Source organism: Nostoc sp. LEGE 12447 (assembly GCF_015206985.1).
Lineage (GTDB): Bacteria > Cyanobacteriota > Cyanobacteriia > Cyanobacteriales > Nostocaceae > Nostoc.
Genome location: NZ_JADEXT010000052.1, coordinates 1 through 20,832, shown reverse-complemented (window position 1 = coordinate 20,832; position 20,832 = coordinate 1). Strand labels below are relative to the sequence as shown.

19 protein-coding genes and 2 pseudogenes are annotated in these 20,832 nt (G+C 41.4%); 15 read left to right on the top strand and 6 right to left on the bottom strand.

Annotated features, from left to right (window positions below; all coding sequences use genetic code 11):
- Positions 1 to 85 precede the first annotated feature (85 nt).
- From IQ274_RS31255 to IQ274_RS31245, 3 genes are all read left to right on the top strand, one after another.
- Entirely contained in the window at positions 86 to 226 is a 141-nt protein-coding gene (locus tag IQ274_RS31255) for a hypothetical protein (RefSeq protein ID WP_163936027.1), read from the top strand.
- A 35-nt stretch (positions 227 to 261) separates the two neighbouring features.
- Positions 262 to 1,107 (top strand): DMT family transporter, encoded by an 846-nt coding sequence (locus IQ274_RS31250; protein ID WP_243458583.1) that lies wholly within the window; start codon positions 262 to 264, stop codon positions 1,105 to 1,107.
- Positions 1,108 to 1,198: 91 nt separating this feature from the next.
- Positions 1,199 to 1,672, top strand: coding sequence for an SET domain-containing protein (locus tag IQ274_RS31245; protein ID WP_194144568.1), 474 nt, complete (start codon positions 1,199 to 1,201; stop codon positions 1,670 to 1,672).
- 142 nt (positions 1,673 to 1,814) lie between these two features.
- Here IQ274_RS31245 and ilvC read toward each other — a convergent pair whose 3' ends face one another.
- Complete coding sequence (ilvC, locus tag IQ274_RS31240; protein ID WP_194144567.1) at positions 1,815 to 2,810, bottom strand: ketol-acid reductoisomerase; 996 nt, start codon at positions 2,808 to 2,810, stop codon at positions 1,815 to 1,817.
- Between the two features lie 239 nt (positions 2,811 to 3,049).
- On the opposite strand from ilvC, the gene IQ274_RS31235 reads away from it, so the two are divergent.
- The 8 genes from IQ274_RS31235 (at position 3,050) to IQ274_RS31200 (ending at position 11,799) form a co-directional block, all read left to right on the top strand.
- Positions 3,050 to 3,958: a DUF4349 domain-containing protein gene (locus tag IQ274_RS31235; RefSeq protein WP_194144566.1), complete on the top strand. Its 909-nt coding sequence runs from the start codon at positions 3,050 to 3,052 to the stop codon at positions 3,956 to 3,958.
- A 234-nt stretch (positions 3,959 to 4,192) separates the two neighbouring features.
- Positions 4,193 to 5,548 (top strand): NAD(P)/FAD-dependent oxidoreductase, encoded by a 1,356-nt coding sequence (locus IQ274_RS31230; RefSeq protein WP_194144565.1) that lies wholly within the window; start codon positions 4,193 to 4,195, stop codon positions 5,546 to 5,548.
- 181 nt (positions 5,549 to 5,729) lie between these two features.
- On the top strand, positions 5,730 to 6,965 hold the full coding sequence (locus tag IQ274_RS31225) for an LL-diaminopimelate aminotransferase (protein ID WP_194144564.1): 1,236 nt from the start codon (positions 5,730 to 5,732) through the stop codon (positions 6,963 to 6,965).
- 127 nt (positions 6,966 to 7,092) lie between these two features.
- A complete protein-coding gene (locus IQ274_RS31220; protein WP_194144563.1) occupies positions 7,093 to 7,731 on the top strand; it encodes a Uma2 family endonuclease in 639 nt (212 codons plus the stop codon).
- Between the two features lie 299 nt (positions 7,732 to 8,030).
- Positions 8,031 to 8,900, top strand: a complete 870-nt coding sequence (locus tag IQ274_RS31215) for a zinc metalloprotease HtpX (protein ID WP_194144562.1) — start codon at positions 8,031 to 8,033, stop codon at positions 8,898 to 8,900.
- 61 nt (positions 8,901 to 8,961) lie between these two features.
- Positions 8,962 to 9,390 (top strand): hypothetical protein, encoded by a 429-nt coding sequence (locus IQ274_RS31210; protein ID WP_194144561.1) that lies wholly within the window; start codon positions 8,962 to 8,964, stop codon positions 9,388 to 9,390.
- A gap of 162 nt (positions 9,391 to 9,552) precedes the next feature.
- Positions 9,553 to 10,833, top strand: a complete 1,281-nt coding sequence (locus IQ274_RS31205) for a M16 family metallopeptidase (RefSeq protein ID WP_194144560.1) — start codon at positions 9,553 to 9,555, stop codon at positions 10,831 to 10,833.
- 105 nt (positions 10,834 to 10,938) lie between these two features.
- Positions 10,939 to 11,799 carry a fructosamine kinase family protein gene (locus tag IQ274_RS31200; RefSeq protein WP_194144559.1) on the top strand — a complete coding sequence of 287 codons (861 nt, stop codon included), beginning with the start codon at positions 10,939 to 10,941 and terminating at the stop codon, positions 11,797 to 11,799.
- Here IQ274_RS31200 and IQ274_RS31195 read toward each other — a convergent pair whose 3' ends face one another.
- Positions 11,800 to 11,955 carry a hypothetical protein gene (locus IQ274_RS31195; protein WP_228058489.1) on the bottom strand — a complete coding sequence of 52 codons (156 nt, stop codon included), beginning with the start codon at positions 11,953 to 11,955 and terminating at the stop codon, positions 11,800 to 11,802.
- A gap of 212 nt (positions 11,956 to 12,167) precedes the next feature.
- Positions 12,168 to 12,488 carry a TMEM14 family protein gene (locus IQ274_RS31190; protein WP_175586824.1) on the bottom strand — a complete coding sequence of 107 codons (321 nt, stop codon included), beginning with the start codon at positions 12,486 to 12,488 and terminating at the stop codon, positions 12,168 to 12,170.
- Between the two features lie 87 nt (positions 12,489 to 12,575).
- On the opposite strand from IQ274_RS31190, the gene IQ274_RS31185 reads away from it, so the two are divergent.
- The 3 genes from IQ274_RS31185 to IQ274_RS31175 all read left to right on the top strand — a co-directional run bounded on the left by IQ274_RS31185 (position 12,576) and on the right by IQ274_RS31175 (position 16,947).
- A complete protein-coding gene (locus tag IQ274_RS31185) occupies positions 12,576 to 13,931 on the top strand; it encodes an ATP-binding protein (RefSeq protein ID WP_194144558.1) in 1,356 nt (451 codons plus the stop codon).
- Positions 13,932 to 14,232: 301 nt separating this feature from the next.
- On the top strand, positions 14,233 to 15,522 hold the full coding sequence (locus IQ274_RS31180) for a tellurite resistance TerB C-terminal domain-containing protein (RefSeq protein WP_194144557.1): 1,290 nt from the start codon (positions 14,233 to 14,235) through the stop codon (positions 15,520 to 15,522).
- A 96-nt stretch (positions 15,523 to 15,618) separates the two neighbouring features.
- The gene (locus IQ274_RS31175; RefSeq protein ID WP_163932295.1) at positions 15,619 to 16,947 is read left to right on the top strand and encodes an ATP-binding protein; all 1,329 of its coding nucleotides are present in this window, start codon (positions 15,619 to 15,621) and stop codon (positions 16,945 to 16,947) included.
- A 39-nt stretch (positions 16,948 to 16,986) separates the two neighbouring features.
- Here IQ274_RS31175 and IQ274_RS36940 read toward each other — a convergent pair.
- Positions 16,987 to 17,269 (bottom strand): annotated as a pseudogene (locus IQ274_RS36940) (protein kinase domain-containing protein); the annotation flags it as partial.
- Between the two features lie 334 nt (positions 17,270 to 17,603).
- On the opposite strand from IQ274_RS36940, the gene IQ274_RS31170 reads away from it, so the two are divergent.
- On the top strand, positions 17,604 to 19,208 hold the full coding sequence (locus IQ274_RS31170; RefSeq protein ID WP_194144556.1) for a serine/threonine protein kinase: 1,605 nt from the start codon (positions 17,604 to 17,606) through the stop codon (positions 19,206 to 19,208).
- A gap of 144 nt (positions 19,209 to 19,352) precedes the next feature.
- Here the strand turns inward: IQ274_RS31170 and IQ274_RS38165 are convergent.
- Both IQ274_RS38165 and IQ274_RS31155 read right to left on the bottom strand, forming a co-directional pair.
- A pseudogene (locus IQ274_RS38165) lies at positions 19,353 to 20,400 on the bottom strand (histidine kinase dimerization/phospho-acceptor domain-containing protein); the annotation flags it as partial.
- Positions 20,313 to 20,570, bottom strand: a complete 258-nt coding sequence (locus IQ274_RS31155) for a hypothetical protein (protein ID WP_194144554.1) — start codon at positions 20,568 to 20,570, stop codon at positions 20,313 to 20,315. The pseudogene IQ274_RS38165 and the gene IQ274_RS31155, both read right to left, overlap by 88 nt.
- Positions 20,571 to 20,832 lie beyond the last annotated feature (262 nt).

The following is a 20,832-nucleotide window of genomic DNA, read 5'->3' as shown; positions in this document are numbered from 1 at the left end:
GATAAGGCAATAGAAAATAGGCAATAGGCAATAGATATAAGGGTTTTAGCCTAGTTCATTTTTATTTACATAGTTTGATTTTATTGTGCCAACTTACTTCGTAAAACTTTCCCAATTAAAAATCCTCAATTCAGAAGGCGCTGACTGGATACAGGAAAACCAACATTCTCTATGCGATCGCATTCTCTATGGATGTAAAGAAACATTATTCAATCAATTAATTTGATGCAAATTGAAAATACGTTGCGTTTAAAAGGAATAATGCTGCTTATCCTTGTTAATGTAATTAGCGCTACAACTTTTCCATTGACTAAAGACATCGTTAGTAGTCTTCCACCAAGTGCATTGATTGCTACACGTTTTGTCATAGCAGCAGCAGTTTTTGCTGTAAATTTACGTAATATTAACGCACTTTTACTTCGTGATGGTACAGTACTAGGTCTTTTCCTTTTCTTTTTCTTAGCTATAGAAACAATTGCACTCAAGACTATACCAGCGAATCGGGCTGCATTCATTGGCAGTTTGAACGCACTCATAGTCCCACTACTAGCATGGCTGAGTGGTCAGCGCGTACCGTTGAGAACTTTCCTAGCTGCTGGAGTCGCTGTGATCGGTATTGGCGTGATGTTTTGGGAAGGGGGAGAACTAGGAATTGGCGATCTGTTGATGTTCGTTGATGCTTTTGTCTATGCAGGCTACATAATTTTCCTAGACCGGGTTGCGTCTCGTCACCCCACCTTAACGCTTACCAGTGTTCAACTTTTGTTCATTGCGGTGCTAGGTCTGCTTTGGAATAATACCCAAATTCTTAACCAATTTGAGGTAATTCACCAGCACTGGGGAGTGATTGTCTACTTAGGGCTGTTGGCAACTGCTGCTGTTATCTGGCTGCAAACATTGGCACAGCAATGGGTTTCAGCCGACGAAACAGCTTTACTTTATACACTTGAGCCATTGTTCGCCACAATTTTTTCGTTTTGGCTACTTGGAGAACATCTGGGAATGCGTGGTCTAATTGGCGCGATTCTTGTTTTAGTTGCTCTGCTTCTAAGTCAGAGCCCTCAAAAGCTTGAACCGGAAGCAAAAGTTGAGGTACAGAGCAGTTAACGAGCTTTTACCTCGAAAGTGAAATCTAACTAAGCCTAAGCCAAGTTTGAAATTTGAAAGCAAGAAATTTAAACATAGTGGGTCTTTATCTATGAATACAATAGAGTCAATTTCAGCTGTAAAGCTCAATTTTCATGTCACGATTCAGGAAACAGCAAAAGGAAGAGGAGTATTTGCTACGAAAAAATTTGCCAAAGGGGAAACGGTTGTGGTAGGTATCCCAACTGAAGAAGTTCCCCAACGAACAATTTATTCCTTTCAGATGGATTTTAATTTGTATGTCAACCTAGATGAGCCTGCTGTCGTAATTAATCATTCTTGCGATCCAAATACTGGTGTAAGCAACAATCAGTTTGGGGGATATGACTTCGTTGCTTTGGGCGATATCGAAGTAGGTGAGGAAATTACCTGGGATTACGAAACCACTGAATATGAATCAATAGCTGTCTCGCGGTGCTTGTGCAAATCTCTATCCTGTCGAGGAAAAACATTAGGATTCAAATTCCGCGAACAAATGTTGCGCGATCGTTATGGAGCGTACATTGCAGATTATCTCAAATCCTAAAGCAAATGATGTTATTTAAAATGCACATATCTACGCATTTTAAATAACATCTATAGCGGTATAAAAAATAATTTTGCGTAATTTCAAAATCATTGTAGAGACGTTGTAATGTAACGTCTCTACATTCAGATCCTTGTTTTGCTTAAGCTTTTTTCAACCAGCTAAACATAGCGCGTAAATCTTTACCAACTTCCTCAATTTTGTGTTCAGATTCTTTGCGACGCATGGCGGTAAATCCTGGTTTACCAGATTGGTTTTCGAGAACGAATTCTCGTGCAAATTGCCCAGATTGAATTTCGCTGAGAATTTTTTGCATTTCAGCTTTAGTTTGTTCGGTAACAATCCTTGGTCCACGAGTATAATCGCCATATTCAGCAGTGTTAGAGATGCTGTCGCGCATTTTGGCTAAACCACCTTCTACAACCAAGTCAACAATCAGTTTGACTTCATGCAGACATTCAAAATAAGCCAATTCTGGTTGATAACCAGCTTCTACCAAAGTTTCAAATCCGGCTTTGATTAAAGCACTCAAACCACCGCACAATACTGCCTGTTCACCAAATAAATCGGTTTCGGTTTCTTCGCGGAAAGTGGTTTCGAGAACACCAGCGCGAGTGCCACCGATACCTTTAGCATAAGACATGGCGCGATCGCGTGCCTGACCACTAGCATCTTGATAAACTGCAAACAGCGCTGGTACACCTTCACCCTGTTCATAAGTCCGCCGTACCAAATGCCCCGGCCCTTTGGGCGCTACCATCACTACATCAACATTCGCTGGTGGTACAACTTGCCCAAAGTGAATATTGAAACCGTGGGCAAAGGCTAACACATTCCCCGCTTCTAAATTTGGTTCAATCTCGTTTTTGTAAATCGTTTTTTGGACTTCATCAGGTAACAAAATCATGATAAAGTCGGCAGCGTTGGCAGCATCTGCGACATTCTTCACAGTTAACCCAGCAGCTTCAGCTTTTGCTACTGACTTACTACCCGGATATAGTCCCACAATCACATTCAAACCACTATCTTTGAGATTGAGAGCGTGGGCATGACCTTGAGAACCATAGCCGATGATAGCAATAGTTTTTCCAGCCAAAAGGTCTAAATTGGCATCTTCGTCATAGTACATCCGGGCCATAGAAGCATCTCCTGTCAGCAAGCATCGTCATTTATTGGCAGGCTTACGATTGTACCTCAAATTGAGTAACCCAGATTAACTATAAATAATTCAATTTATCTCTTTGGACCGAGGGGAGATGAGCAGAGGAAAAATGACAAATGACTAATGACAAACCTGTTACATAAATCGCAACAATACAGGTTTTAAGTTTTATTCCAGCAATACTGGGTTTAACTTCATCCATCTGGGGATAGATTATGTACGCTTCGACTAAATTGCCGCGCACATCTGCTTTATTTATCAGTTCGTTATTAGGAGGGGTGATTTTCACCAGTTGCGCCTCTTCCCATCAGTTAGCAAATAAGCAGTTACCTGGAGTTGCAGCTGATAGCGCGGCAAATCCAGCATCTGCACCAGCTAGCGAAAGCAGGATTTCCCAAAAGGCGGAAGCTTCACCAATAAACCGTTCTCGTCCCCAACTCATTAAAAAGGCAGCAATTTCTTTGACTGTCAATTCTGTAGATCGCACTATTGATGCTGTTTCGCAAATTATCAATAAACAGCAAGGGGATTTAATCGGGTTGAACCAACAACAACCCAAAAGTGACAACCCGCGTTACACAGCAACAATCCAATTGCGGATACCAGAGAATCGGCTAGAACCTACCCTGGAAGAACTAGCTAAATTAGGCACTGTAGAGAGTCGTAATATTACTGCGGAAGATGTCGGTGATCGCCTCGTGGATTTCCAAGCTAGATTAACTAATTTGCAGAAAACTGAAGCTAATTTCCAAAAAATTATGGATCGGGCGGGTTCTATTACAGATGTGCTTAGTGTTGCCCAACAATTGAGTAATGTCAGAGAAACGATAGAACAAATTAATGCCCAACTGAAAAGCCTACAAAATCAAGTTGCATATTCCACGATTACGCTGAACCTGGAAGCAGCAGTTTCTAGCACCAGTCCACAACCTGCCTTTGGTTTGCAAGTACAGGAGACTTGGAATAACTCTACCCATTCTTTGAGTACATTTTCCGTTGGCTTACTCAAGCTGGGTATTTGGTTAATTGTTTACAGTCCCTATTTGTTAATTTTTGCTGCTCTTGTCTATGGTTTTAGTCGTTGGCGGCGAAATCATTTACCAGAATCAACTCGTTCTGAATGAATTTGCATAAATCCTACATCTACCGTTGATAAATTTATATAAGCAAAGAGTATGTTAAATATTTCCAAATCTTATTGTCTAACCCTATATCTTTAAAAGTTCTATTTATCCTGTAGTTTTGATTGCTTTAATCATTCTTCAAATGTAAAGAGCAATACAAAATATATGATGACAATTTTGATACAAATCTGTTAAGAATAGTTACAATAGTCGGCATACACGATAATATTTCTTATGGTAAATTCACTTGACAATAATCCACCCCATAAAGTAGTAATAGTTGGCGGTGGTTTTGGTGGACTTTATGCAGCAAAAACACTCGCCAAAGCGGCAGTAAACGTTACTCTCATCGATAAACGTAACTTTCATCTATTTCAACCCCTCTTATATCAAGTCGCCACAGGTGCGCTATCTCCTGCTGATATTTCCTCACCGTTGCGTTCTGTCCTCAGCAAGAGTAAGAATACGAAAGTGCTGCTGGGAGAGGTGAATAATATCGATCCAGAAGCAAAACAAGTGACTGTGGGCGACGAAGCAATAGCTTACGATACGTTGATTGTTGCCACAGGTGCGAAGCATTCCTACTTTGGCAAAGATAACTGGGAAGAATTCGCCCCAGGCTTGAAAACTGTAGAAGATGCCATAGAAATGCGTAGCCGGATTTTTTCAGCCTTTGAAGCGGCAGAAAAAGAAACCGATCCAGAAAAACGCCGTGCCTGGTTAACCTTTGTAATTGTAGGTGGTGGCCCAACTGGTGTAGAGTTAGCAGGTGCGATCGCAGAATTGGCAAATCAAACCCTCAAAGAAGATTTCCGCAACATCGACACCTCAGAAGCCAAGATTTTGCTATTAGAAGGGCTGGATCGGATTCTGCCACCTTTTGCACCAGAGTTATCACAAGAAGCGGAAGCATCCTTGACACGCTTGGGGGTGGTTGTCCAGACAAAAACACTGGTAACGAATATTGAAAATGATACTGTTACCCTCAAACAAGGCGATGAAGTTAAAGAAATTGCCTCAAAAACGGTATTATGGGCAGCAGGTGTAAAAGCTTCAGCAATGGGAAAAGTGCTAGCAGAACGCACAGGTGCTGAGTGCGATCGCGCTGGACGGATTATCGTTGAACCTGACTTGAGTATTAAGGGACATCCCAATATTTTTGTAGTTGGCGACTTGGCAAATTTTTCTCATCAAAATGGTAAACCCCTACCTGGTGTTGCACCTGTAGCGAAGCAAGAAGGTGAATATGTAGCAGCATTAGTTCAACAGAGGCTTGCAGGTAAAAATTTGCCACCCTTTGCTTATACCGATCATGGTAGTTTAGCAATGATTGGGCACAATTCTGCTGTGGTAGATTTGGGCTTTACCAAGCTGAAAGGTTTCGTTGCATGGTTGTTTTGGCTATTTATTCACATCTACTTCTTAATTGAATTTAACAACAAATTAGTAGTAATGATTCAGTGGGCATGGAGCTATTTCACCCGTAATCGCGGAGCAAGATTGATTACAGGAAAAGAAACCATCACGGAATTTGTAATTAGCGATCACAACAGTTATTCAGCCGATAATAAACAACCAGTAAATGTCTAGTTGGGCATTGGGCATGGGGCATGGAGAAGAGACAAGGTAAACAAGGGAGAGACTTGTTCAATAATTCCCCCTTGTCTCCCCTGCCCCTCTGCTCCCCTGCCTCCCCTCCTCCCTCATCCCCACTCCCCGCCCTCATAAATTAGCAGTAAGCTATTTGAGGGCGTTTTTTCATATCTACATAATGGCAACTATTAACGACAACTACCTGAAACTGAAAGCAGGTTATCTGTTTCCAGAAATTGCTCGGCGAGTGAATGCCTTTGCAGAAGCAAATCCTGATGCTAAAATTATCCGGCTGGGCATTGGTGATGTTACCGAACCTCTACCGGAGGCTTGCCGCACAGCTATGATTAAAGCTGTGGAAGAAATGGGCGATCGCAGTACCTTCAAAGGCTACGGGCCAGAGCAAGGCTACGCTTGGTTACGGGAGAAAATTGCTACTCAAGATTTCCAAGCACGGGGAGCCGATATAGATGCTTCCGAAATCTTTATCTCCGATGGTTCCAAGTGCGACACGGGCAATATTCTGGAAATCTTTGGTCATGACAATATAATTGCTGTTACTGACCCTGTTTACCCTGTGTATGTAGACACCAACGTTATGGTGGGTAATACGGGAGATGCCAACGATAAAGGCGAGTTTGAAGGCTTAGTTTATCTACCAATTACGGCTCATAACAACTTTATCGCAGAGATTCCCTCAAAGAAAGTCGATTTAATTTATCTCTGCTTTCCCAATAACCCCACTGGCGCAACTGCTACTAAGGAATATTTAAAGGCATGGGTGGACTATGCCAAAGCTAATGGCTCGATTATTTTCTTTGATGCAGCCTACGAAGCTTATATTACCGATCCATCGATTCCGCACTCAATTTATGAAATAGAAGGTGCAAGAGAAGTTGCGATCGAATTCCGTTCTTTTTCCAAGAATGCAGGCTTTACAGGAACTCGTTGCGCCTTAACCGTTGTACCGAAGACACTCACCGGAAAAGCCGCCGATGGTTCCGATGTAGAACTATGGAAACTCTGGAATCGCCGCCAGTCTACTAAATTTAATGGTGTTTCTTACATTGTTCAACGGGGAGCCGAAGCGGTTTACTCTGAAGAAGGGCAAGCACAAATCAAAGGATTGGTTAGTTTCTATCTAGAAAACGCCAAAATTATCCGCGAGAAACTCACAGCCGCCGGATTGTCAGTTTATGGTGGCGTGAATGCACCTTATGTTTGGGTGAAAACTCCTAATGGTTTATCCAGTTGGGAATTCTTTGATAAGTTGCTGCAAACCGTCAACGTTGTGGGGACACCCGGTTCTGGCTTTGGTGCTGCGGGTGAAGGTTACTTCCGCATTTCGGCGTTTAACAGCCGGGAGAATGTCGAAGAGGCGATGAAGCGGATTACCGAGAAGTTTAAGGTGTAGAGCGATCGCTTTTGTTAAACTCATCCTATTAGTCTAAAGGTTACGGTGGGCTGGATTATCCACCGCAACCTAATAGATTTTGAATTTTCAATTTTGAATTTTCAATTTTGAATTGGAGCGAAGCGACATGACTGCTGCTATCCCCGTTTTCAAAGCTGTTAGCCGGATGCAGTTAGCACCTGGTAGCGCAGTGACTATTCCTGATGTTAGCTGGCAAGAATTTGAATCTATTTTAGAAGAATTGGGACAAAAAAGAACTACGCGAATTGCCTACAGCCAGGGTACTTTAGAAATTATGGCTCCTTTACCAGAACATGAAATTCCCAAAGATTTAATTTCTGATATTGTCAAAATATTACTAAAGGCTAAAGATATCAGATACCAACCTTTTGGTTCCACCACATTTAAACGGCAAGGTGTGGCAGGAGTTGAACCTGATGCTTGCTTTTATATTCAGAATTATCAACAAATGATTGGTCATCGCCGCTTACAACCTGATGATCCGCCGCCAGATTTAGCGATTGAAACTGATGTCACATCGAAAACTACTCTTGATGCTTATGAAGCCATTGGAGTCCCAGAATTATGGGTTTACGACAGTGGAAACCTTTCTATTTATTTGCTCAGAGATGGGACATACATAAAATCTAATACCAGTCCTAATTTTGAAGATATAGCTATTACTCAAATTATTCCTGCTGCCGTGGAACGCAGTTGGCAAGTAGGAAGTTTTCAAGCTTTGGAAGAATTGGAAGCGATGATTTAGTAAACGGTTCAAATTGATATAGCTGTTTCATACTATAACTCCTTAATTTCTGCCTGAACAAACAATTTACTTCTACAGATAGATGTCTTTTTATTATCTATAGAAATAAATTTTATTACCAAAAGAAGAAGTATCAAAAAAAACTAAATTATTTTTTATAAAAGTTAAGTAGGAAAACCGTACTTATCTGATAGGTTTTCTGTACCATATATCTAAGTTTAGCTGGATACAATCAAAGTATGGCTTAAGTAATGCTGTTTTCTAGAAAATTTATACAGCATTAGTAGGAGAGCGAAAATATGGGAAATCAAGTGAAAACGGCTGCTTTACTAGCTGCATTAAGTGGTCTTTTGATCGCAATTAGTTACTGGGTAATTGGCGGTAGTAGTGGCTTAATAATTGGAATTGGCTTGGCAGCAGCAACAAATCTATTTTCCTGGTATCAATCAGATAAGATTGCTCTGGCAGTATATCAGGCCCAGCCTGTGAGTGAAGGAGAAGCACCAGGACTTTATCGGATGGTGCAGAGATTAAGCGATCGCGCTAATATTCCCATGCCTAGAGTTTACATTGTCCCAAGTCAAGGTGCTAACGCCTTTGCCACAGGGCGCGATCCCGAACACGCTGCTGTGGCTGTCACCGAAGGCATTTTGAATATATTGCCAGACGATGAACTCGAAGGTGTTATCGCTCACGAACTCACCCACATTATTAATCGTGACACCCTGACACAAGCTGTTGCTGCTACCGTTGCTGGTGCGATCTCATTCCTAGCGCAAATGGTGAGTTATAGCTTATGGTTTGGCGGTGGTTCACGAGATGACAACAGAGGTGCAAATCCTTTGGGAGTTTTGTTAACAGTAATGCTTGCGCCATTAGCTGCAACAATTATTCAGCTAGCAATTTCGCGCACACGAGAATTCTCTGCTGATGCAGGTTCTGCTAGATTAACTGGTAATCCCCGTGCATTAGCTAGGGCATTACAACGCTTAGAAGCCTCAGCAAAACAGATCCCTTTAAATGCCAATCCAGCTTTTGAACCGTTATTAATTATCAATTCTATCTCTGGACAGTTTATGGGTAACTTATTTTCCAGTCACCCTGCTACAGAAGCACGAGTTGCAGCATTATTGAAATTAGAGCAACAACTGCCAACGAAAGCTTATTGATTTGTCATTTGATGTAGTTTTCATCCAAGACTAAACTTTGCAATTTCAGGATGTTTTAACTATGAATGCTAACAACATCGAATCCTTTGAAAGCACAGTCATTGAATCTACAGAATCCATAGTAATTGTAGAAATTAGTTCTCAAACCGACGAACTAGTAGAAACCGAAATGGCTAACGAAAGTGATGAAGTCAAGCGCGAAACCAAAGCGCTGATTGAGGCACTAAAAAGACGCGCTCAAGCTGAGGCTGATTCAGCAGGTACTCTCACACGTGAAACTTATTTGAAAGCTGTGCGACAAGCACGGGAATTGGTTGAAGGCAGAAAACTGATGCAACGCGATCGCTTAGAGGACTCTTGGGCGATAATTCAGGATGAAGTTGAGAGAAACTGGTATTTATTGATGAAAGACTTAGTGGACTTCAATTTTCGCCTGCGAAAAGCGGCTATGGCAGCTTGGGAAACCTTCAATAATCCTTACTCTCGTTAGTTCGCAGAACCTTTCCCTATCTTGAACTAAAGTTAAAGTCTGTCCCTCTCCGACTCGGTGAGGGACAGATTTTGCGTAGTACAACTAGAGAAAGGTCTTTTTATATAGATTTTGCGTCGCGGATAAGATAAAGAAGTAAGATAGCTCCTCACACAAGTAGCAATGACTTCAACCCTGCGGAAATTTACTCGTCTTCATAGCCCAACCCTGCATCACTTACCCAATGGTTTGACAATCATAGCGGAGCAGATGCCAGTTGAAGCTGTAAACCTCAACTTATGGATTAAAGTTGGTTCAGCCGTCGAATCTGATGCCATTAACGGTATGGCTCACTTTTTAGAACACATGATTTTTAAAGGAACAGAACGACTGGCTAGCGGCGAGTTTGAACGTCGAATTGAAGAACGGGGTGCTGTCACCAATGCCGCTACCAGCCAAGACTATACTCATTACTATATAACTACTGCCCCCAAAGATTTTGCCCACCTTGCTCCACTACAAATAGATGTAGTATCAAATGCTAGTATTCCTGATGATGCTTTTGAACGTGAGCGATTAGTAGTTTTAGAAGAAATTAGACGTTCAGAGGATAATCCCCAACGGCGGACATTTCGCCGGGCAATGGAGACAGCATATACTGAGCTACCTTATCGTCGTGCGGTATTGGGGCCAGAATCGGTAATTGCTGAACTTAAACCCCAACAGATGCGGGATTTTCATCATAATTGGTATCAACCCCAGTCAATTACTGCTGTAGCTGTGGGCAATTTGCCTGTGGAAGAATTAATTGCGATCGTTGCTGAAGGATTTACAAAAGCTGATAAAACTCAGCACTCCCCACTCCCCACCCCCCACTCCTCACTAAATCCTGAGTCACCATTTACAGAAATTGTCCGTCGAGAATTTACAGATGAAAGTCTCCAGCAAGGCAGGCTAGTGATGGTTTGGCGGGTTCCAGGAATGGCGCAGTTAGATCGCACCTATGGATTGGATGTTTTAGCTGGAGTTTTGGGACACGGACGGACATCGAGATTGGTGAGGGATTTACGAGAAGAACGGGGATTAGTTTCTTCAATTTCTGTGAGCAACATGAGCAATCAACTGCAAGGAACATTTTATATTTCAGCTAAATGTGCAGTAGAAAATTTAGCTGAAGTAGAGGATGCGATCGCTCAACACATTCGCAAAGTCCAAACCGAGTTAGTCACAGAGTCAGAAATTGCCCGTGTACGGCGGCGAGTAGCGAACAGATTTATTTTTGGCAATGAGACACCAAGCGATCGCACTGGGTTGTATGGTTACTATCATTCCTTGGTGGGAGATTTAGAACCCGCCTTTAACTACCCAGACTATATTCAAAGTCAAGATGCAACTGACTTAATGCAAGCAGCCAAAGAGTATCTTTCCCCAGATGCTTATGGTGTAGTTGTCGTTAAGCCGTAAAGTGAAGAAGGCAGAAGGCAGGGGGCAGAAGGCAGGAGGTTGGAAGAGGAATTTTCCCCCTGCTCCTTGTCCCCTGCTCCCTCATCCCCAATCCCCAATTCAATCATGTGGACTCAAATCGACACCCATATCAGCCAGGTGACTGGCGAAAAATTTCAAAGTCAGCAACGGCGATCGGTTGGTGGCGGATGTATCAACCAAGGTTATGCTGTTTCTAATGATGAGATTACCTACTTCGTCAAGCTCAACCTTGCATCCCAAGTTGCGATGTTTGAGGCTGAGGCATTGGGTTTAAAGGAAATGCTAGCAACAGCTAGTATTCGCATCCCAAAACCTATTTGCTGGGGTGTAGCTGAGAACTCTAGCTACATTGTGCTGGAATGGTTAGAACTTGGTAATGGTAACAGCAATACTTGGCAAGAGATGGGGCGCAAGTTGGCGGCGATGCATCAAGCTAGCAGTAGCCAAGGGTTTGGTTGGAAAATTAACAATACCATTGGTTCAACGCCCCAAATCAATACTTGGACAGCAGACTGGACAGAATTTTATATTAAACATCGCCTTGGTTATCAATTTCAGTTGGCAAGGCGACGGGAAGGAAACTTCCCCTCTTCAGAAAAATTACTAGCAGCTATCCCTGAACTATTGGCGCACCAAGTACAACCTTCTTTAGTACATGGCGATTTATGGGGCGGAAATGCCGGGTGTACTGCGTCAGGAGAACCCGTGATTTTTGATCCAGCAACTTATTTTGGCGATCGCGAAGTTGATATTGCCATGACAGAATTATTTGGTGGGTTCCCCGCAGCTTTTTACAAAGGTTATAACGAAGTTTTTCCTTTAGATGCAGGCTATGAGCAGAGAAAAACACTTTATAACCTGTATCACATTTTGAATCACTTCAATTTATTCGGGGGAAGTTATGCTTCCCAGGCGAACCGGATGATTGACCAGATTTTGCGCTAACTACAGCATTTCATTAATTCGTAGCGAATTAAATTTGGCAATACCGTGCATTGTGAATGCGTCAGCTTGCTTTGTTAGTGCATCGGCTTGCATTGTGAATTCATTAGCTTGCATTGTAAATGCGTCGGCTTGCATTGTGAATGCGTTGGCTTGCATTGTGAATGCGTCGGCTTGCCTTGTTAATGCATACCCTTGGATATAAAAACAGGAAGGTGGTTATTGCTTATAGACTGATGTCAATACTTTTCGGATAAACCTAACAATCTCTCTTCTGATCTGGGGAAAGGTTACTGGGCTTGGGGAAGAAGTAAATTCAAACCCTTTCCCTTTCCCCTTTCCCCCTTAACCGAAAAGTATTGAGACTGATGCTACTTTAAAGCCACTATTTGATTCACCATCACCGCCAATGCCACCATCCCCAAAATCGTCATTAATCCCGCCGGCATAAACTTGCGTGTTTTAGCCAGCCGAACTGCAAAGACCACTACTAAAATACCAGTAACTAACACTGCTAAAATCGAACCCCAGGTTTGCCCTTGGAGTTGAAAGTAAGCAGCGAGTATTAGTAATAGACCGCTAATACTACCACTTAACAGTGAAACCTTACTTCTAGCTTGAATATAGCCAATAATGCCACCAGCGATCGCTAAGATGCCGTAGGCGAAAGCAGCAATTATACTTAAATTCATTGTTAATACATCTGTAGATTTTGACTTTACTACCAAGGTCAGCAGACAATTTACCATAGCTAAATAGCTATACCACACAGTTGATTGATGGATAATCAAGCGATGCCAATAACAAGTACTACTTCATATACAAAAGTCCAATATCTCCAGCGTCAAGCGGCCTCACTTTTACTGTACCAGTCTGTTCTTCAAGGCGAAGTGGGGATAGCATTTCTGGAACTGTTGCAAGCTATACGTTACACTGACTCTGATGCACGGGGTTGTCTCCAAGCCTACGGTCGTTACTTCCACGCTTTAGCTGCTAAAAATCAAAACTGGGAAGACTATTTAATTACTCAACTTCTCTTCTCTAATAATCCTTTTACAAAACTGGCCCAAGTGAAAGAATTTGAAGAATTGCCCCCAGCTTTAGTAGCAGCAGCACAGCACGATTTACAAATATTACAAAGTCTCTATGAATGTAGCAGCGCCTCTTTGAGTGAGTGGATACAAAGCGTAGCTCACATGCCGATTTCGCCAGTAGTGTGGTATAAAGAGCAAGAATTCGTAGGAGTAGAGACAAAGTTCGCTACATATTTACAAGACTTAGACAATTGGGGTGATGCTGTAGAAGAGTTGGCAGCTTATTATCGGCAATGTGGCTCTGGTTTATTTGCAGAATATCGCGCTTTACGTTGGCAAGCTGGGCAATTTATCGGTATCCGATATTCTGATCCGGTTAAGTTGAGTGCGCTTGTAGGTTACGAGTCTCAAAGAGATGCTTTGTTAAAAAATACAGAGTTTTTATTATCAGGAGAGATGGCACTCCATGTATTACTTTACGGTAGTCGTGGTTCTGGCAAATCTTCTTTAGTGAAAGCTTTGTTAAATGAATATAGCGAGCGTAGTCTCCGCTTATTGGAAGTGACAAAATCTGATTTAAAAGACTTACCAGAAATTGTGGAACATTTACGAGGAGTGTCACAAAAATTTATTATTTTTGTCGACGATCTTTCCTTTGAAGAAGATGATGATGCCTTTAAAGCGCTCAAGGTAGTTTTAGAAGGTAATTTAACCGCGCGCCCGCAAAATGTAGTTGTGTATGCTACTTCCAATCGTCGCCATCTGATTCGAGAGTTCTTTGTGGATAGACCTACCCCCAAGGATAATGAGGAAGTCCATGCTTGGGATACGATGCAGGAGAAGCTTTCGTTTAGCGATCGCTTTGGTTTAACCTTGACCTTTGAACCAGCCGATCAGAAAACTTATTTGAAGATAGTACAACATCTAGCAGCACAAGCTGAAATTAATATTACCCAAGAAGATTTAGAGTTTCAAGCATTACAGTGGGCAACTCGCCACAACGGTCGTTCTGGACGCACAGCACGGCAATTTGTTGATTTTTTAAAAGCAGATTTAAGACTTCTTTATGCAAATAACCATACATCTAATACTTCGGATTAAAATTAATTTATTGATGATTAAATTTTTTGGTTAGTTACATAACAATATGATGCGCCAGTAACTAAAACTAGATATTTCAGAAATACTATGATACAAAACTTTGGAAAAATGCCTTATTTAACCAAACAGAATCACCTGTGTATTCTAATTTGTAATTACATTTTGGTGTCCACCAATGTAATTACGAATTACGTAGCTTGCTTCTCGCCTTCTCTACGAGATGCTACGCCAATGGCGACTATTACGAATTAGTATGAAACTTACTTATTCTGATAATTTCACTACGCTAAAAACGAGCAATATGCAATCAGTAACGATCAGCAATCGATTTATACTAGGAATAGTTGCCTTTAGTGTGAGTTTTGGTCTTAGTCTCGTCCCAAGCTGGGATTTTAATAAAGCTTTTCTCACAGGTTTAATTACTGCCGCTACTATCTATGCAACAGCATTATTTGTAGATAAGCGGCGAAGAAATTATGAAATGTTTGTTTTAGGTTCTCTCCGCAAACGAATTAAAGAAATGGAGGGGCTAAAAGCTCGTGTTGTCAGAGAAATCAATCAAATCGAAGAACATCATAATTTATTATATGCAGAGTCACAGCAACTCCAAAATCAAGTTGCAGAAAGCCGTAACCAAAGAGATAGTTTACATCGAGAGTTAAGAACATTTACCGGACAAAAAAAACAGCTAGAAACTGAAATAAATATCCTGCAAACTGAAATTAATAACTTGCAGAAAAATCAAACAGAATTGAACAATGCTTTTTCTATACTTACAGCAGAAAAGCGTCGTCTAGAGTCAAATTGTAATGTATCTCGTGCTGAAATCACGCAATTGCAAAGCCAAATTTCAGAACTCCAACAAGAGAAACAAGAAGTTGAAAGTAATTTAACTCTTTTAGGCAGACTCAAACCCCAATTAGAAGAAAAACTATACGAACTGCGAATTGCAATTCAAGAATTAGAAGTTGAGACAACCCAAAAAAATCAGTTGCTTGTAGCGACAAAAACCGAAAGAGAAAATATTCAAGCTATCCTACATTCTTCACAAACCCAACTAGCAGAACACAAAGTCGAATTACAGCAGTTGCAAGGGCAAATTGCATTATTGCAAGAAGAACGAGATTCATTGCAAAATCAAGTATGGGAATTACTCCAACAACTAGAAACATTTAATCAAGAACCTTTAGTTGATAATTTCCAAGAAGATGATACTGAATTGTTTCCCTTTTCTGAAATAATGGAAACTACAGCAGTCATAAATAATTCAGAAATTGAGACATCAGAAAATATACCTGAAGAATGGACTAATTTTTTAGAAAATCTCCTAGGATACGAATTACAAGTATTAAAAGCTATAGTTGAGCAAGATAATCCCAAGGCTGCTATTAAAAAAATTGCCGAAGCAAATATCACTATGCCGAATCTTTTAATCGATTCTATAAATGAACGGGCAAATGATACTATTGGGGAATTAATAATTAACTCAGATTCGGAAATTCCAGAAGTTTATCATGAGCATATTACCCATGTCAAAAAAATGATCGCAACGCATGAAAGTCTCATGGCTAGACATGCGTCGACAAATTAAAATATTATTGCTGTCGTCAAGTTAGTAGTAAGGTGAATATGTACCTTACCTATTTACTGCGTGCTTATGCGTTTAGAATAAAAAGAAGTGTAATACATGGCAAAGCTCAAAATCTCGAAAAAAATCTCCACTGGTTTAATCAATTCCCTTGGTGCGGGGGTAGTGCCAAGAGTAGGAGTTGAATATATCGCAGTAGGTCGAGAAAAAGAACTAAAAAGCCTATTACAAAATCTTGATGATATTGCAGAAGGTGTAGCAGCATTTCGCTTCATAATTGGTAACTACGGTTCCGGAAAAAGTTTTTTACTGCAACTACTTCGTAACCGCGCTATGGAGCAAGGTTTTGTAGTAGCGGATGCTGATTTATCTACTGAACGCCGATTAGCTGGGAGCAATAATGAAGGTGTAGCCACATATCGAGAATTAATGAGCCACCTAGCTACAAAAACTCGTCCTGATGGTGGTGCTTTAGTCTCGATTTTAGAAGGATGGATTAATAAAATTCAACAAGAAGTGGTTAAAGAAACTGAAATGCGTCCCAATGACGATGGTTTTGATGACCAAGTTGAATCAAAAATTAGGGAAGTAGTTCAATATATTGAAGACTTAGTTCATGGTTTCGATTTTGGTAGCGTAATTATTGCTTATTGGCGTGGCTACCGAATGGATGATGATAATTTAAAAAATGCGGCAATGCGCTGGTTGCGGGGAGAGTTTACTACTAAAGTTGAGGCGAAAGCAGCTTTAGGAGTGCGCGTTATTATTGATGATGATAGTTGGTATGACTATATAAAATTGTTTGCGAAGTTTGTCGCTGAGATTGGTTATAAAGGACTGTTAATTTTAGTTGATGAAGCCGTACATTTATATCAAATATCTACTACGGTAACGCGAGAAAAGAATTATAATCGACTCCTGGCAATGTTTAACGACACCATGCAATGTAAAGCAGAACATCTTGGAATTGTTGTTGGTGGAACAACTAAATTTTTAGAAGACCCTAAACGCGGACTTTTTGCAGACCAAGCTTGGCAAAGACGCACAAAAGAAAGTCGTTTTGTTGCCCAAGCTAATGTTCAAGAAAATTCAGGGCCAGTAATTCGGTTAAATCCTTTGAGTGAAGTAGAAATCTTAACCCTTCTGCAACGTTTAGCTGAGATTCATGCACTTAATTTTGGTTATGAACAGACTTTGACAAATCGTGAGTTGAAAGAGTTTGTGCAAGAAATTATTAATCGCTTGGGTGCAGAAGCATTACTGACACCAGGAGAAATTGTGCGAGATTTTATGAGTGTGCTGAATATTCTTCATCAAAATTCAGGAATTGCATTCGGTGAATTAATTCATGGCTCTAAATTTAAACCTACTGCTATGGGTAAGGATTCAAATGTGGATGAAGATGGCGCAGCAGAATTTAGTTTGTGATTTACTCTTTAGTAATTGGTAAGCCTAGCGAATCACTCAACCAGAGCTATTTGTTAATAGAATATTGCTTGGTTTGATATCACGCTGAATTATGGGCGTTTGACGACCATGTAGATATTTGAGAATTTATAGAATGGCTTTTGCTAGTTTTTTAACTTCTTCTTCACTGAAACTACGCCCAGCTTTGAGTTGTGCTTCTAGAGATTGGGCTGGGAATCAGTACGAGTGTAAATCCTCTACTGTTGGGTGAATCTAGCTCAAAGTAGTCAAGGTAGCGGTGAATAGCTGGCTGGGAGAGTGCTTTGAGTGTTTCAGCTTGTGCTGAATTAAGACGAAATTAAAGCGTCAATTAAGAAACTATGTTGTAGCAACTAGCGCGTCGAATCGTATTTTCTCCTTAACATTACGGATGTAGCAGATAGCTTAAGTCTTTTTCCTGCTTCAGAATTTCTTGACTCCCGCGTTATCATCTGAAAAAGATAAAACTTTTGTGAGGTGGGGAGGTTTTCTCGCTTAGGGAGTTCCGACAACTAAATCATCCCGTAGAATAGACAGGTAATAAACCCTGCCTCATATAAAATACGGGAAAATTTTTAGAAATTCCTCAAGACTCAGGACTCGCTATTTATCTGCTCACTCAGGATTCAGGACTCTTTATGTTAGCAGGCACAATTTTGCAAGATGGAAAATATACCCTAATTCAAGAAATAGGGCGGGGTGGCTTTGGTATTACATTTAAAGCTACCCATCACTACTTGGGCCAGGAGGTGGTGATGAAAACCATCAATGAACGGCTGCGACAACATCCTGATTTTGCGAAATTTGAGCGCCAATTCCAAGATGAAGCCAGACGATTAGCTACCTGTATTCATCCAAATATAGTCCGAGTCAGTGACTTTTTTGTGGAAGCTGGACTGCCTTACATGGTAATGGAATACATTCGTGGCGAAACCTTGGGAGACGCATTTGTATTACCAGGAATAACTTTGCCTGAAGCCACAGCAATTCATTACATTCGGCAAATTGGAGCAGCTTTACAGGTAGTACATAACAATGGTTTGCTGCACCGAGATGTTAAACCAGATAATATTATTCTTCGTCAAGGAACACAAGAAGTAGTACTAATTGATTTTGGCATTGCCAGGGAATTTAATGGCAATGTCAGACAGACTCACACTGGTCTGGTTTCTGAAGGTTATTCTCCAATTGAGCAATATTTGACGCAAGCGCCGCGCACACCCGCCACTGATGTTTATGGTTTAGCCGCAACTTTGTATGCACTGTTGACAGCACAAGTGCCTATGCCAGCATTATTGCGCGATCGCGAACAAATGCCTTCCCCCCGCGAATTGCAACCACACTTGAGTGCTGCTGTCAATCAGGCAATAATGCGCGGTATGGCGGTGGAGTCTCGTTTTCGACCAGCGACAGTTGCTGAGTGGTTACAACTCCTACCTGGAAATGAGGGACTGATGACACCGGAAGCCTTAGCAACTTATGCAGTCCCAACTGTTAATTTATCTGCCCAACAAGCTGCAACTTTACTTGGAAAAACTGGCCAAAATCGCCTTCATAAGCCATCTGTGTTAGCACAGCCCAACCAAAGCATTGCTAAAGAAAATCCACTGGCAAAAAAACCGGGATCATCTCAAATACTCATGGGTGTAGGTGTAGCCTTAGTTGCTGCTACAGCAGGTTTTGGCATCACTAGCATTTTACCCAAATCTCAGCCGCAGCCAACCACAAAGCCGCTTTTTGAACAGCCTACTCAACAACCAGCCGCGAAAGTACCTAGCTTAGAAAATGGTGAAGAGACTAACACCCCCTCAAGAACAGAATCAGCACCTCTTTCTAATTCCAAGCAGCGCCGACGTAATCGCCGTTCTTCCCCCGAAGAAACTCCTAGCAGTCCTATAGGAGAATCACAACGGGGCGATTTGCAGCAATCTCCATCTTCACCTAGCGTTTCCCCCACACCCTCGCTAGTGGAAAAACTACGGGCGATCCGGTCATCTCGTAGTGCTTCCCCTGCGCCATTGCCACAAAATAACTCACCCGCTTCTAATCAGAATTCTGCTTCCCCTCAACCGATAATTCCACCAAATTCTGTGGTTATACCAGCAGCACCACCAACACAATCCAAACAGTCAGATCCTTCTGCCGTAGTAGTACCAACATTAGAAAAGCAAAATTCACCAACTGATAATCAACCCCAGAGCGATCGCAAATTGCCAGAAAAGCTACAAGATGACAATAATTAGTCAATTTTAGATTTTGTCTTCACACCCCAAAAGGGGATTTTCTGTATCAAGAAATACTTGGGAGTTACCCTTCTGTGACAGATGTAGGTATACCTTTGCTCTGCTTTAACCCCGAATCTCAGCCAGAATCGGTATGGTAATTAAAAATTCAGTTCCCTTACCGGGTGTAGAATTTATAGAAAGCAACCCTTTATGTTTTTCTGTGATGATTTGATAAGCGATCGCTAACCCTAAGCCAGTTCCTTGACCAACAGCTTTAGTAGTAAATAAATGGTCAAATATTTTTTCTTTGACTTGTTCGCTCATCCCAATACCATTATCCGCAATTGCAACTTGAATTTGGTCAGCCCGGACGCGACAAATTTCCACAATTCCTTGCAAGAAGGCGGGAAAGTGGATGGCTTTGGGGATGAGTTCGAGTTTGCGGGCTTCGATTTTGGATAGGTCTAAGATGTCGTTAATCAGTGTCAGAAGATGAGAGCCGCACTGATGAATAATATTCACCCCATGACGTTCTTTATCGGGTAGAGATTTGAAGCGATTTAAGATTTGGGCAAAGCCGAGAATGCCGTTGAGCGGTGTACGTAGCTCATGGCTCATGTTAGCCAAGAATTCACTCTTGGCATGGTTTGCACTGTCGACTACTTCTTTCGCCTGCTGAAGTTCAACCGTGCGTTCGGCAACGCGTTCTTCGAGTTCGGTGAAGGAGGTTTTGAGTTGTGCCGCCATCAATACTTGTCGGTTAAGGGGAAGGGGAAAAGGGAAAGAAAAAACCTTTAACCCTTACCCTTTAACCTTTTCCCCAAACTAAATTCTGAGTTCAAAATGCTTAACCGAGTAGTATTGGGGCCGCCATTTGATTAAACGATCGCGCCAATGCTTCTAATTCATTGATGCCTTTCACTTCTACAGTGCGATCAAGTTTCCCAGTGGCGATCGCTTCACTCGCTTGCTGTAATTTGAGGATGGGATGGGTAATCCAACGGGAGGTATAGATACTTATAATGGTTGCCAAACCCAACGCACCCAAGCAGAGCAAAATCGTGTTGCGCGTATTGGCATTAATTTGTGCCATAAAGTCCGATTCCGGCACGACAACTATGCTCAACCAATCAATGCCTCGTCCGTCTCGAATCGCTGAAACTTGCACAAACTGCCTTCCAGTTGGCAGATTGAAATCAATCTGTTGACTCTCTTAACAGAAACATCATTGACTGCCTTCTGCCCATTCCGTAAGGAAATATACCCCGTCAACCCAACCGCTGCAAAGATTTGCAGGACAAATGGAACAATCAAGAGCGATCGCAATGGCAAACGGTGAATCAAGTTACGAGCTATGATTTTTTTTGAAAAGGAAGACATAACTGCTGACTCCTATAAACTGGCAATGCTGAAGTGTGCTATCGCCCTTATCAGTACCCAATAAATTACAAAACTTTGTTTCAATACTTTTAAATATTCCGGTTAGCTGATAAATAATAATCTTTACTTAATAAATCACGCCTAATGTGAATTAGGAAAAAAGGCGGGAGAAGTAAGAAGATGAAAGTTACCAGCTTTTCAACTCAGACTTCCCCCATGACTAGCATAGACTTTGGAACGTTAATCACAACAATCTTTGTCA